At 40.9% G+C, this 13308-nt stretch carries 11 protein-coding genes; 5 read left to right on the top strand and 6 right to left on the bottom strand.

Annotated features, from left to right (window positions below; translation table 11 throughout):
- Positions 1-81 precede the first annotated feature (81 nt).
- The 6 genes from BF9343_RS20835 to xerD form a co-directional block, all read right to left on the bottom strand.
- Positions 82-1281, bottom strand: a complete 1200-nt coding sequence (locus BF9343_RS20835; protein ID WP_005791935.1) for a 6-bladed beta-propeller — start codon at positions 1279-1281, stop codon at positions 82-84.
- A 173-nt stretch (positions 1282-1454) separates the two neighbouring features.
- A complete protein-coding gene (locus BF9343_RS20830; protein ID WP_010993794.1) occupies positions 1455-3137 on the bottom strand; it encodes a hypothetical protein in 1683 nt (560 codons plus the stop codon).
- Between the two features lie 19 nt (positions 3138-3156).
- Positions 3157-4695: a YifB family Mg chelatase-like AAA ATPase gene (locus BF9343_RS20825; RefSeq protein ID WP_010993793.1), complete on the bottom strand. Its 1539-nt coding sequence runs from the start codon at positions 4693-4695 to the stop codon at positions 3157-3159.
- Positions 4696-4728: 33 nt separating this feature from the next.
- Positions 4729-5799: a TlpA disulfide reductase family protein gene (locus BF9343_RS20820; protein ID WP_010993792.1), complete on the bottom strand. Its 1071-nt coding sequence runs from the start codon at positions 5797-5799 to the stop codon at positions 4729-4731.
- 111 nt (positions 5800-5910) lie between these two features.
- Positions 5911-7602, bottom strand: coding sequence for a tetratricopeptide repeat protein (locus tag BF9343_RS20815; protein WP_005791939.1), 1692 nt, complete (start codon positions 7600-7602; stop codon positions 5911-5913).
- 210 nt (positions 7603-7812) lie between these two features.
- Positions 7813-8766, bottom strand: a complete 954-nt coding sequence (gene xerD / locus BF9343_RS20810; protein WP_005791940.1) for a site-specific tyrosine recombinase XerD — start codon at positions 8764-8766, stop codon at positions 7813-7815.
- Between the two features lie 73 nt (positions 8767-8839).
- Here xerD and aroQ point away from each other — a divergent pair, with 73 nt between their 5' ends.
- The 5 genes from aroQ to BF9343_RS20785 all read left to right on the top strand — a co-directional run bounded on the left by aroQ (position 8840) and on the right by BF9343_RS20785 (position 13279).
- Positions 8840-9259: a type II 3-dehydroquinate dehydratase gene (aroQ, locus tag BF9343_RS20805; protein WP_008770069.1), complete on the top strand. Its 420-nt coding sequence runs from the start codon at positions 8840-8842 to the stop codon at positions 9257-9259.
- A gap of 27 nt (positions 9260-9286) precedes the next feature.
- Positions 9287-10744 carry a pyruvate kinase gene (gene pyk, locus BF9343_RS20800; RefSeq protein ID WP_005791942.1) on the top strand — a complete coding sequence of 486 codons (1458 nt, stop codon included), beginning with the start codon at positions 9287-9289 and terminating at the stop codon, positions 10742-10744.
- Positions 10745-10752: 8 nt separating this feature from the next.
- Positions 10753-11391 carry an O-methyltransferase gene (locus tag BF9343_RS20795; RefSeq protein ID WP_010993791.1) on the top strand — a complete coding sequence of 213 codons (639 nt, stop codon included), beginning with the start codon at positions 10753-10755 and terminating at the stop codon, positions 11389-11391.
- Positions 11392-11711: 320 nt separating this feature from the next.
- Positions 11712-12044 carry a 30S ribosome-binding factor RbfA gene (gene rbfA, locus BF9343_RS20790; RefSeq protein ID WP_005791944.1) on the top strand — a complete coding sequence of 111 codons (333 nt, stop codon included), beginning with the start codon at positions 11712-11714 and terminating at the stop codon, positions 12042-12044.
- A complete protein-coding gene (locus BF9343_RS20785) occupies positions 12041-13279 on the top strand; it encodes an FtsX-like permease family protein (RefSeq protein WP_010993789.1) in 1239 nt (412 codons plus the stop codon). Before rbfA ends, BF9343_RS20785 begins: the two co-directional genes overlap by 4 nt.
- Positions 13280-13308: the final 29 nt, after the last annotated feature.

Genomic DNA, 13308 nt, shown 5'->3' with positions numbered 1-13308 from the left:
GTTCTATTAGGAATATTACCGGTCTTCTGTATCTAAAAATAAAAATTCTTCTATAGGGAGATTTTTCTATAAACCATCTTGTTATTGTTTCAGTTTGGCGAACATTACAATATTATTGTCATTGTCATTTAACGTCTTGATCAAGTTCTGTACCTTTTTCTTTTTATCTGCGGTCAGTCCTTTTTTGTTTACTTCTTTCTCTAGTATCTCTTTCAATGCCATAGGCTCCATATTAGTGACATAATATCCATTGTTGAACGAAGGATAGATCGTCTGACTCGGGGTACTGATAAAATCGTTGTAAAGCCGCACATAATTGCCATGCAATGTTTTTTTGTCAACCATGTAATAAGCCGGTTTAGAGCCGGAGAATGTACTTTCGTCTATTTGTATTGGGAAAGAGACATCACCGATGAAATATTTAGGGATTTCATAATATGCATGCCAGGGGATTTTATCATTTGAAGGATACTTGACGGTGAAACGTCCTTCCAGTTTGTTGCTGGCGGCATTATAATGGTAGAGGGTATCTACACTTGGTTGTGGCATGATTTTCATTAACATCACATCGTAGGCAGCTGTGTTATTCCCCATTGACACTTCGTTACTGAAGTCTTGTGGCATGGCAAGGCTTCCCGGTGCTACAAAGTTTTTACGTTTACCCTTTAAATCTTGTGTCCAGACTACTGCCGGCCATTTAGGGAATGGCAGGACTGTGACTGTGACTTCTGACTTAGCTGTGTTTACCCGGAATTTTCCTTTAGGAACTCTCAGGCACAGGGGGATAGGATCCAATGCATTACCTTTCAAGTCGAATACCAATATCTTGCTGCTTTGCCAGGGTAGGATATAGATGCGATTATTGGCTTCGTCCAGTTGTTCGGCATAAGTGTTTAGATATTCATTCGGGCCTTGTCCATAAGATCCGATATTGGTGATAAATTTACCTGTCCGGTCGAATAGTTTATAAGGAGTTTGTTTGTTATTGCTCACTAAAATATATTTTTCTCCGACGGTTGTTCGTATCCAGCCGCCAATAAGTGCTTCGTCCCGATTGTCTAATTTTACAATCTGTAATTCTTCTGTTAACTGGCTCAATGGGAAGTTTACAGTATCTTTTAGTGCCTTCAGATCGCAACTGATTAGCGGACCGTTAGGGGTATTTGTTAGTTTGGCAACAGTAGGCGATTTGATAAATGGGTCGTTTTCACCGGTTGTAAAAGCAAAAGCAGGCAATAGACAACAGATTGCCAAACTGTGATAGATCATTCTTGTTTTCATAAGCATAAATAATTAGATGAATAATCAAACGCGTTTTGTAACAGCAAAATTAGATATTAAGGTAAGAGAAGGCAAAAAAACAGGCGGACAAGAATGATTGTATGAATATAGTTTAAATTGTTGTTTTATAAATGGTTATGTAAATATAGCCTCTTCGGATAGGCGGACAAATACTATCCGAAGTTTTGAAGAATGGCATCCAGGCTGAGAGTTTCGTCAGAAATATGCATCTTTTCTGTTTTAATTCGGTATTTGCGTTTGGTTATGGCCGCTTTGCTGACGCAATAGATATCCGATAGATCTTGTATGTTCACGTTAATCTTTACCAGGCAACAAAAGCAGATATCTTTTTCATTGAGTTGCGGATAATCTTCTTGCAGACGATCAACAAAATTATTAAATGCGTCATTTACCGCTTGCTTCACTTCACACCATTCTGCATCGCTTACAGTAATTTTCTTCCTATTCGGATTGTCATCTGTAGAGTTCTCGATGTGGAGAGAAGGAAGTTTCTGAAAGAAAGAAATATGACGGAACAAAGCTTCACGCATCTCGCTTTCTTTGTTGCGCATGATGATCTCTTTTTCGCGCAGTGCACTTAATTCGGCTTCTTTATGTAATAGTTCATTTTCATGTTGTAGCCGACGAGCTTCCTCTCCGGCCTGTTCTGCTTGTAGCCTTCGTTCCGATACTAGTCTTTTTTTCTTTTCCTGATGATAGAAAAAGAGTATTAGTAGAGCTATAAGTAATAAAATAACTGCTATTCCCATCATCCACAGCTCTTTTTCTTGTTGGGTAAGGCGTAGTTGATAGAGTTCGTTCTGGAGCTTTACTTCATTATATTTTCTGGTGGTTTCTTTTGCTTTGAGGTTTGATGTGAGGTCTTTATATAGTATATCTTCTGTTTTAGCCAGATAATATGCCTGTTCCGGTTGCTGGGTCGCATTTGTCAGCTGGTATAAACGTGAGGTAGCCTCAATGGCGATATAGGGTGAAGTTGAGGTAGCTGCCTGTTTATAATAATATCCGGCCGAGTCCAATTGATGCAGGGACTGGAATATTTGGCCTCGGATCAATTGGTAGTAAGGTATATCATAGCGATTGCGACGATACAGGCGGAGGTTTTGCACAGATTCCAGTGCCTTGTCGAAGTCTTGCTGTCCTAGATAATAGTTTACGATGTCTTCGGCTATGGTGTAAGTTAGATAATGATATTCTTTGGAAGGAGCAAACCATTCCAACATTTTGTAATACCCTTCTATGACTTCATCGGTCTTTCCCATTTTTCTTAATATTTCCAATTGGGTCCGATGATCATAAAATAAAGAAAGAGTGTCATTAGAAGGGTTATTCAGGGCCAACACCTTATTAGCCAATTTTAGTGCTTCTGGATACTTTTTTTGATTGAAATAGGTGAATTTTTGTATGTTATAGTAATATCTTTGTTGGGTGGGAGTCATATACTTTGTTTTGTCCCGAAGCTCCCGGGCAGAATGTAAAATAGAATCCGGCTGATCTTTATAGAAGAAACTATTGGCCTGTTCCAGTTGGGCTTGCAACCATTGGGCAGTATCTCCAACATGTAGGAAAAGTGGGATACAGACTTTTAATAGTGAATCTTTGGGCTTTTGGGTTTTCCACAATGTGGCTTTATACAATTGAAAGCAGTATTCTGCCCGTTGTTTGTCACTCAGGTGATTGGGGGACTGTATTTGTTGAAGATAAAATAGCATACTGTCTGTAGAAATACCTTCCATTTCTACAGACTTCTTGAGTAAAGTCTGAGTTGAATCTTTACATCCGGTCACACAAGATAGTAAAGCTAAACAGAGTATAATAAGAAAGCTCTTTTTCATAATGCTTTTATTCTTGACGTTACCCGGCCCAATTTTCCCGATCTAAATTCCGATAACTGATTGCCTCTGCCAAATGGCTGGGTTGTATTTGTTCGCTTTCTTCCAAATCAGCTATTGTGCGGGATACTTTTAAGATACGATCATAGGCACGGGCTGAAAGATTCAGGCGTTCCATGGCATTCTTTAGCAGTAATAGCCCTTTCGTGTCAGGTTGTGCAAAAGAAGAAAGTTGCTTGCTGGTCATCTGGGCATTACAATAAGTTCCCGGATAGCCGGAAAATCTTTCTTCCTGTTTCTGGCGGGCTTTGATTACCCTTTGGCGAATGGTAGCGCTGGATTCTCCTTGTTGCCGGTCTGAAATCTTTTCAAATGGTACGGGAACTATTTCAATTTGGATATCTATTCGGTCCAGCAGGGGGCCGGATATTTTATTCAGGTATTTTTGTACTTGTCCCGGATTGCAGACACATGGTTTTGTCGGGTGATTGTAGTAGCCACAAGGGCACGGATTCATGGAGGCTACCAACATGAAGCTGGCCGGATAGTCAATAGTGTTTTTCACTCGTGAAATGGTTATACGCCGGTCTTCAAGGGGTTGACGCAATACTTCAAGCACGCTACGATTAAATTCCGGGAGTTCATCCAGGAAGAGTACCCCGTTATGTGCCAGGCTGATCTCTCCCGGTTGTGGGAAACTGCCTCCTCCTACCATCGCTACTTGTGAGATGGTGTGATGCGGGTCCCTGAAAGGCCGCTGAGATATCAGAGAGGAATTGCGTCCTAATTTACCAGCGACCGAATGTATTTTGGTTGTTTCAAGGCTTTCTCCTAAGGATAAGGGGGGAAGTATGGAAGGTAATCTTTTGGCCATCATTGATTTACCACTTCCGGGGGCTCCTACCATAATTAAATTGTGTCCTCCTGCCGCCGCTACCTCAAGTGCCCGTTTAACGTTCTCTTGGCCTTTTACATCTGCAAAATCGTATTCAAAATCACTCTGACACGCATAAAATTCTTCACGGGTATTGACTATGGTTGGTGTCAGTTCACGTTTACCATTGATGAACTCAATTACTTCCTGTATATTATTTACTCCATATACTGACAGATTATTGACTACCGCCGCTTCCCGTGCATTTTGTGAAGGTACGATTAATCCGTCAAATCCCTCTTCGCGTGCTTTGATGGCTATAGGTAAGGCTCCTTTGATGGGTTGGATAGTTCCGTCAAGACTTAATTCACCCATCATCATGTAACGTGATAGCTTCTGGCATGAGATTGTTTCGCCAGCTGCAAGCATGCCAATGGCCAAGGGGAGATCATAGGATGAACCCTCTTTGCGAATATCTGCCGGAGCCATATTAATGACTATATTGCTGGTTGGCATTTTGTAGCCGGTCACTTGTAAGGCAGACAGAATACGCTGATGGCTTTCTTTAACGGCTGAATCAGGAAGACCTACCATGTAGAACATGCATCCTCGTGAACTGTTGACTTCTATTGTAATGAGGGTTGCTTCAATGCCTTGTACAGCCGCTCCGAATACTTTTATTAGCACGTGTTTTCAATGATTTTAGGTTAGTAACTCGGTTTAGCGGATAGATTTCCCTGTTTTTTTCTCTTCCGTTTTTAGTAATTCTTTCAGCTTACCGGTAAGCGCTTCTCCCTGGATATCTCTTGCTAGAATTTTGCCGGTGGGAGAGAGCAGTATATTAGTAGGAAGCGTCAGTATGGCATATTGTTTGGCTGTTTCCGAACTAAGTCCTGTAAAATCACATACTTGATCCCAGCTCAAAGTATCCTTCTTAATGGCTGTTTCCCATGCTTCTCTATCTATGTCGAGTGATATTCCCAACATTGCGAAATTTTTGTTTTTCTTATATTCCTTATTCAGTCTTTTTAATTCTGCATTGGCTTCAGGTTGCGGATCACACCATGAAGCCCAGAAATTAAGCAGGAGATATCTATTTCTGAATCTCTCGGCAGAACGTGATAATTTCTCGCCTTTTTCATTGGGTAAACTAAAGTAAGGAGCAGATTTCCCGACAGTCACTTTTTCCAATTGATCGATGTAGTCGCTGATATTCTCGATATACGGGCGGTCGAGGAGTGCACCTGTCATAGCCTCAGTTATTTCTTTAATTTTGATATAGTCCGGTTGCGGAGTCTGTACAAAGTATTTATCCAGCAGATAAACACTTGCCAATGAAGAGTTGTGTTGGCGGATAAATGTTTCGGCCTTCTCCTGCATCATTTTGTCTGATGCACTGCCTAAGCCTCTTTGTTCTTTCATAAAAAGGCTCAAACTCGTATTTGGTTCATTGCCATTTATGTCCAGATAGCTGAGATCATCAATATTTCCTTTGATCGTAATTTGATTTCCTTTATCCAAAAAAACAGGATACTCTACATGACCGTTTATCAGGAGTACGGCTGTAGTCAGTGTGTCAATTACTGTAGAATCGATATTGAGGTTGTAGCTGAACTTGCCTTTCTCTGCATAAATCGTATCTATACGATCGTACAAAGCATCTGTCCCATACAGGTAGAGTGTGTCATTAGTCAATCCCTTGATCTCGCCTTCCAGACTGATCCTGGAACTGTTGTTTTTGCATGCAAGTAAGCAAAATATGGTAATAAATAGAAGCCCTATCTTTCTCATTCTTCATTCTTTTTTGCGAAAGTAAGGGTTTTGTGGATAAAAAAAAAGAATTGTCCGTCATTTGTGTGACGGACAACTCTCTTTTTTATGTTTTGCTCAATGAAGTCTCGCTTATTTTACGATGCTCATGAAATCTGCATTCGTATAATATTTAGCGAACTCAAGATCTGTAGCAGCTTTCTTAGCCAGAGCCGGGTTTTTAGCTACAGCACTCTTCAAGCTGCTTGTCAGCATAGAAGTGTTGTTAGTTCTTGCACCCAGAACAGCCATCAGGTAGTCTGTGTAAGCATCCGGAGTTGCGATACCGGCCAATGTGTTTTTAGCTTTGTTGTAGTCCTTAGCAAGGATCTGTGCCAAAGCAGCACTGTTTGTTTTAGTATCACCAAATGCGTTAACTGCTCTTTCGTATTGTCCCTGAGCTACGTACAGGTTACCCAGTGTTTCGTTCAGTTCTTTTGCACCGGCAGCCTTGCCTAAGTAAGATTCAGCAGCAGCTTTGTCACCTTTAGCAAGAGCGATCAGACCTAAGTTCATGTTTACTTCAGGTGCAGATTTAATGCTTTCTGCTTTCTTCACGTATGATTGAGCTTTGTCCAGATCACCTGCCTGATAAGCCAGTTTACCCAAGTTGTTGAATGCACGATAGTCATTCGGGAACTGCTGAGAAGCTTTAGTATAGATGTCAGCTTTCTTAGCCGGGTCGTTAGTCAGTGTAGCAGCGTACAGAATTTCCTCTACGTTCAACTGTTTCGGATCTGTTGCAGCCAGATTAGCGATTTCTTCGTCAGACTTACCGATGATTTCATAGTTCAAAGTCAAACGAGAACGACGCAACTGCGGCAAGATTTCGTCAGCCAAAGTTTTGTAAACAGAAGAGATGTTCTTAATTTCAGTTTCTCTTTGTTCAGGATCCTGATACATAGACAAAACGCGAAGGATCAATTCTTTATCCTGAATGTTTGATTTAGAAACCAGTTCTTGGAAACCTTCCCAGTCCTGTGCAGTATATTTAGCATCAACCGGAACTTCAATTTTAGCTTTCTTCAGGTCTTTGTTGATCAGTTTGGTTGTGTTACCTTCACGGTTTTCAGCCAACCCTGTATTCAACTTCACACCACCATCGGGAGAAGCGTAAGCAGAAATTTCGATATTGCTGATCTTCTTGTTTTCAGCATCGTTTACATTAGCAACTTCTTTGTTGAATTCCTTAGCAGTCTTCAATTCGCTTGAGCGGATGTTAGCCTGTTGGATAAGGAACATAATGTTAGCGTTGTGTGCTTCTTTGATGATACGTTGGAAAGCGTCGTCACCCAAAGCCGGATTAGCACTGCTCAAAGTGTTGTTAATCAATTCAGAAGTAGAGATCACACCGTCTGCGATTTTTACAGCAGGGATAGCGATTGTTTTCTTTCCGACTTTTGCGTTGAACTCAAGGTAAAGTTCAGATTTTGCCATTTCAGGAACGTAGTCGAATGTAGTTTTCATCGTGTAATTACCACCCATCTTGTAAGAGATAGTCTGGTCGTTACCTTCTACCTTTTCACCCTGGAATACGGCAGGCTGTCCTTTAACTTGTCCACCCTCCCATTTCAGAACCGGAGTTACTTCAACAACTGCGTTCTTTTTGAAATACTTTTCAGGGAACTTTCCGTTGATAGTCACAGGAACTTTACCACCTACAGCTTCCAGTACCTGAGGAGTCGTAGTGAAGTAATCAGATGACAGTGCACCCATTTTGTTGCTACATGATGACAATGCAACAACCAATGCCATAAGTAAAGGCAAATACAACTTCTTGATCATTTTAGGTATAAATTAAATGTTTGTAATTGAAATTTTGTCTATTCAATATGCATCTGTGGATTGCCCATAAATGCCACGCAAAGATATTAATTCTTATACATTTAGGCAAATACACTCTTAATTTTATTATAATTTAATGAAAACTATCGTGTTTACGGGTTGTTTAGCACTATTTTCCTTCTTAAACAACACCAAATCAGCCTCTATTGTTTACCGAAACGGCTTTTTTTCTTGTCGGTATTTGATGTTGCGTGGATGATGTTCTATGATTTCACTTCGCAACATATTGCGGTCGATGTGGGTGTAGATTTCGGTAGTCGAAATAGACTCATGCCCCAACATGCATTGGATAGCCCGCAGATTGGCGCCTCCTTCAAGTAAGTGTGTCGCAAAGGAGTGGCGGAATGTGTGCGGACTGATATTTTTGGTAATTCCCGCCATATCGGCCAGCTCTTTGATGAGATGAAAGATCATGATTCGTGATAAATGGGTACCTCGCCTGCTTAAAAACAGATAATCTTCATGATCTTTTTTTATATTGATCCGATTTCGATCCAAGAAATAAAGCTTTATTTCCTGGATCGCTTTGGGAGAGATAGGGACTAATCGTTGCTTGCTGCCCTTTCCTTCTACTTTAATGAAACCTTCGTCAAAGTACAAGTCTGATAGTTTTAGTCCGGTTAACTCGGAAACCCGTAATCCACAGCTGTAAAGCGTTTCCAGGATTGCCCGATTTCGTTGCCCTTCGTTCTTACTCAGGTCTATTGTCGAAATAATCCGGTCTATTTCTTCTACAGTCAGTACTTCCGGAAGTTTAAATCCGATTTTGGGACCTTCCAGCAATTCGCTGGGATCGGCTTCTATATAATCAGCTATAATCAAAAAGTGGAAAAAGGATTTAATACCTGAAATGATACGTGCCTGTGAACGGGCGTGGATACCAATATCATGTAATCCGGCAGCAAAGCGTTGAAGATCTGTCAGGCTGACTTCAAGTATCTCCACGCCTTCGGCTGATAGAAAACTTAGTAACTTCTCCAGGTCTGTCAAGTAAGCCTCCAGTGTGTTTTTGGATAAGGACTTTTCCAGTTTCAGATACTGTTGGTACTTTTTGATAATCAGCCCTTGCTCATCCTTCTTTTTTGTTTTTTCCTCTAATTTCATTTCTTTTTTCTACCTTTGCACCTTGAAATATTGTTCTCGAAGACAAAGGTATTAAAAATAGCAGGATTGTGTTATGAGGATACAAATTATTAATGGTCCCAATATTAATCTTTTGGGCAAGCGTGAACCTTCTATATATGGAAGCGTTACATTTGAAGAGTATTTGGCTGAACTTCGTAAAAAATATCCCGATGTGGAATTGGGCTATTTCCAGTCGAATGTTGAAGGGGAAATCATAGATATTATTCAGCAAACCGGATTCGATGTGGATGGGATCATATTGAACGCAGGAGCTTATACACACACTTCCATTGCTTTGCAGGACGCTATCCGCTCCGTAACCTCTCCTGTAGTTGAAGTTCATATATCCAATGTTCATGCCCGTGAGCAGTTCCGCCATGTATCTATGATTGCTTGTGCTTGTAAAGGTGTTATTTGTGGATTTGGATTGAACTCATATCGTCTGGCACTCGAAGCTTTATTAGATAAATAGGTATAAATATAAATAGGTAGATAGATTATGTTGCTGAAACAGACTAAAATCGTAGCTTCCATCTCAGACAGACGTTGCGATGTAGATTTTATAAAAGAGTTGTTTGATGCAGGGATGAATGTGGTTCGTATGAACACAGCCCACGCCAGTCGTGAAGGTTTTGAGGCGTTGATTGCCAATGTGCGTGCCGTATCCAATCGCATTGCCATCCTTATGGATACCAAGGGACCGGAAGTGCGTACCACTGCCAATGCGGACCCCATACTTTATCAGATCGGTGAGAAAGTTAAAATCGTAGGAGATCCCGATCGTGAGACTACCCGTGAATGCATTGCCGTTTCATATCCGAATTTTGTGCATGACCTGAATGTAGGGGGGACTATTTTGATAGATGATGGTGACCTTGAATTGCGAGTTATTGATAAAACAACCGAATACTTACTTTGTGAAGTCCAGAACGAGGCAACTTTGGGGAGCCGTAAGAGTGTAAACGTTCCGGGTGTTCGTATCAATCTCCCCTCTTTAACCGAGAAAGATCGTAATAACATCCTTTATGCCATAGAGAAAGATATCGATTTCATTGCTCATTCTTTTGTGCGTAACCGCCAGGATGTGCTTGATATCCGTGGAATACTGGACGCTCACAATAGTGATATCCGCATTATTGCCAAGATCGAAAATCAGGAAGGTGTCGATAACATTGATGAGATCCTGGAAGTTGCCGATGGAGTAATGGTAGCTCGTGGTGACTTGGGTATTGAAGTACCGCAGGAACGTATTCCGGGAATTCAGCGTATGTTGATACGCAAATGTATCCTTGCCAAAAAACCGGTAATCGTGGCAACACAAATGTTGCATACGATGATTAATAATCCACGTCCGACTCGTGCGGAAGTAACCGATATTGCCAATGCAATCTATTATCGTACAGACGCTTTGATGTTGAGTGGTGAGACTGCCTATGGCAAATATCCTGTAGAGGCCGTGAAAACGATGACTAAGATTGCTGCACAGGCTGAGAAGGACAAGTTGGAGGAGAATGACATTCGCATTCCTTTGGACGAAAACAGTAATGATGTCACAGCTTTCCTTGCTAAACAAGCTGTAAAAGCAACTACTAAGCTAAAGATACGTGCCATCATTACGGATAGCTATCAGGGGCGTACTGCACGCAATTTAGCAGCTTTCCGTGGTAAATATCCGGTACTTGCAATTTGTTATAAGGAGAAGACTATGCGTCACCTTGCACTTTCTTATGGTGTGGAAGCGATTTATATGCCTGAACTTGCCAACGGGCAGGAGTACTATTTTGCAGCTCTGCGCCGTTTGTTGAAAGAAGGACGTTTGCATCCAACTGATATGGTGGGTTATCTGAGTAGCGGTAAAGCCGGAACGCAGACTTCTTTCCTCGAAATCAATGTCGTGGAAGATGCTTTGAAGCATGCCGGTGATAGTGTGTTGCCTAATAGCAACCGTTATTTATAAGAGACGAGATGAAAGAGACCGATCTTTTAGACGAATATATCTTGCAGCATATCGATGAGGAAGGTGAATACCTGAAATCTCTTTATCGGGATACGCATGTTAAACTCCTGCGTCCTCGTATGGCTTCCGGTCATCTGCAGGGACGTATGTTGAAGATGTTTGTTCGTATGATACGGCCTCGCCAAATATTGGAAATAGGGACTTATAGTGGCTATTCCGCTCTTTGTCTGGCCGAGGGGCTTGAGGAGGGCGGAATGCTTCACACATTCGAGATTAATGATGAACAAGAAGACTTTACCCGTCCCTGGCTCGAAAACTCAGCTTATGCTGATAAAATTAAATTTTATATTGGGGATGCTCTCCGGTTAATACCTGCATTGGGCATTACGTTTGATCTTGCTTTTGTGGATGGTGACAAACGTAAGTATATTGATTATTATGAAATGACTCTTGCACATCTTTCTGTAGGAGGTTATATCATAGCTGATAACACTTTGTGGGATGGTCATGTGCTTGAAGAACCACATAGCAATGATCACCAGACGATCGGAATCAAGGCTTTCAATGAGTTGGTGGCACATGATGAACGGGTAGAAAAAGTAATTCTGCCTTTACGTGACGGGTTGACTATAATTCGTAAAAAGTAGAATGATTTTTCGTTGTTTGGGCTGTGATAAGTGATTGTAATAGCTGGCTGTCCATCTTCTTGTATTCGTTGATAATTGCTTTAAATCTTTTCTGTAGAGTCGGTTTATTTCAGACCGACATTTTATTTCAAAAGTGTATGTTTTCTTGTAACGTCTGCTTATGTGCTTTCCGTGAAGATCGTTTTTTGAATAATAATTCAATAATGAAAATTAAAAATAACATATTATTGGCCTATCAAACGATATATTTCTATAACTTTGTGTTCTATTGTAACAAGTACTAATTGCTTGTTTGATAAAATAATTACGTAGAAAAATTTATGGAAACAACGAGACAAAACAAGATATCACGTCTGTTACAGAAAGAACTCAGTGAGATTTTCCTGTTGCAGACTAAAGCTATGCCCGGTGTACTGGTATCAGTAAGTGCTGTACGTATCAGTCCCGACATGAGTATAGCTCGTGTATATCTTAGTATCTTCCCTTCTGAAAAGAGTGAAGAAATGGTAAAGAATATCAATAATAATATGAAGTCCATTCGTTTCGAACTCGGTACTCGTGTTCGTCATCAGTTACGTATCATTCCTGAATTGAAGTTTTTCGTGGATGATTCGTTGGACTACATTGAAAAGATAGATGCTTTGTTGAAGTGAACCTCCCCTTCTACATAGCCCGGCGATATCTTTTCTCAAAGAAAAAGCACAATGCCATCAATATCATTTCTGCTATTTCTGTGTGTGGAGTGGCATTGGCTACGATGGCGATGGTGTGTACACTTTCCGTATTCAACGGTTTTCAGGATACAGTGGCCGATCTGTTTACTGTATTTGATCCGGAACTGAAAGTGACGATTGCCGAAGGGAAAGTTTTTGATGCACAGGCCCCTCGTATTCAAGCTATCCGGCAGATGCCGGAAGTAGATGTGCTGACTGAAACACTTGAAGAGAATGCGATGGTACAATATAAGGACCGCCAGACGATGGCCGTCATAAAGGGAGTACAAAACAATTTTGAGCAGTTGACTGCGATAGATAGTATCCTTTATGGTGCAGGTGAGTTTTTGCTGAATGATTCTATTGTTGATTACGGGGTGATGGGAATAGAGCTTGTCTCTACATTGGGGACTGGAATCAGATTTGTTGATCCGTTGCAGATATATATTCCTAAAAGGAGCGGAAAGGTTAATATGGCGAATCCGGCTGCTTCCTTTAATATGGATTATTTGTATTCGCCCGGTGTTGTGTTTGTGGTCAATCAGCAGAAATATGACGGACAGTATATTCTTACTTCGTTGGATTTTGCCCGACGTTTGCTTGACTATACTACCGAAGTGTCTGCAATAGAACTAAAGTTAAAACCCGGCTCTGATCTTTCCTTCGTCAAAGCAAAGATTAAGAAAGAACTGGGAGATGATTTTGTTATTCGTAACCGCTACGAACAACAGGAAGATGTATTTCGTATCATGGAGATAGAGAAACTGGTTTCATATTTGTTTCTCACTTTTATCTTAGTGATTGCCTGTTTTAATGTGATAGGTTCGTTGTCGATGCTTATTCTGGATAAAAAGGAAGATGTGGATACGCTTCGCAAGCTTGGAGCTAATGATCGGTTGGTTTCGCGTATTTTCCTTTTTGAAGGATGTATGATTTCCTTTTATGGAGCCATAATCGGAATTGTACTCGGATTGCTGTTGTGCTGGGTTCAGATGACGTACGGGATTATTTCATTGGGTGGAGGTAGTGCTGCAGGAAATTTTGTAGTTGATGCTTATCCGGTCAGTGTACATTTGTGGGATGTCATCGTGATATTTATTACCGTTTTTGCTGTCGGATTCTTGTCCGTCTGGTATCCGGTAAGGTATCTAAGTAAACGTTTACTAAAAATGTAGAGAACATTTTTATCGGCATAATTGTTCTA

Source organism: Bacteroides fragilis NCTC 9343 (assembly GCF_000025985.1).
Taxonomy (GTDB): domain Bacteria; phylum Bacteroidota; class Bacteroidia; order Bacteroidales; family Bacteroidaceae; genus Bacteroides; species Bacteroides fragilis.
This window is presented reverse-complemented; position numbering and strand designations above follow the sequence as displayed.

Excerpts from the sequence above, each read along its gene's own strand:
- BF9343_RS20835 (WP_005791935.1), bottom strand. The coding sequence starts at position 1,281 with ATGAAAACAAGAATGATCTATCACAGTTTGGCAATCTGTTGTCTATTG.
- BF9343_RS20815 (WP_005791939.1), bottom strand. The coding sequence starts at position 7,602 with ATGATCAAGAAGTTGTATTTGCCTTTACTTATGGCATTGGTTGTTGCA.
- aroQ (WP_008770069.1), top strand. The coding sequence starts at position 8,840 with ATGAGGATACAAATTATTAATGGTCCCAATATTAATCTTTTGGGCAAG.
- xerD (WP_005791940.1), bottom strand. The coding sequence starts at position 8,766 with ATGAAATTAGAGGAAAAAACAAAAAAGAAGGATGAGCAAGGGCTGATT.
- BF9343_RS20830 (WP_010993794.1), bottom strand. The coding sequence starts at position 3,137 with ATGAAAAAGAGCTTTCTTATTATACTCTGTTTAGCTTTACTATCTTGT.
- BF9343_RS20795 (WP_010993791.1), top strand. The coding sequence starts at position 10,753 with ATGAAAGAGACCGATCTTTTAGACGAATATATCTTGCAGCATATCGAT.
- rbfA (WP_005791944.1), top strand. The coding sequence starts at position 11,712 with ATGGAAACAACGAGACAAAACAAGATATCACGTCTGTTACAGAAAGAA.
- pyk (WP_005791942.1), top strand. The coding sequence starts at position 9,287 with ATGTTGCTGAAACAGACTAAAATCGTAGCTTCCATCTCAGACAGACGT.
- BF9343_RS20820 (WP_010993792.1), bottom strand. The coding sequence starts at position 5,799 with ATGAGAAAGATAGGGCTTCTATTTATTACCATATTTTGCTTACTTGCA.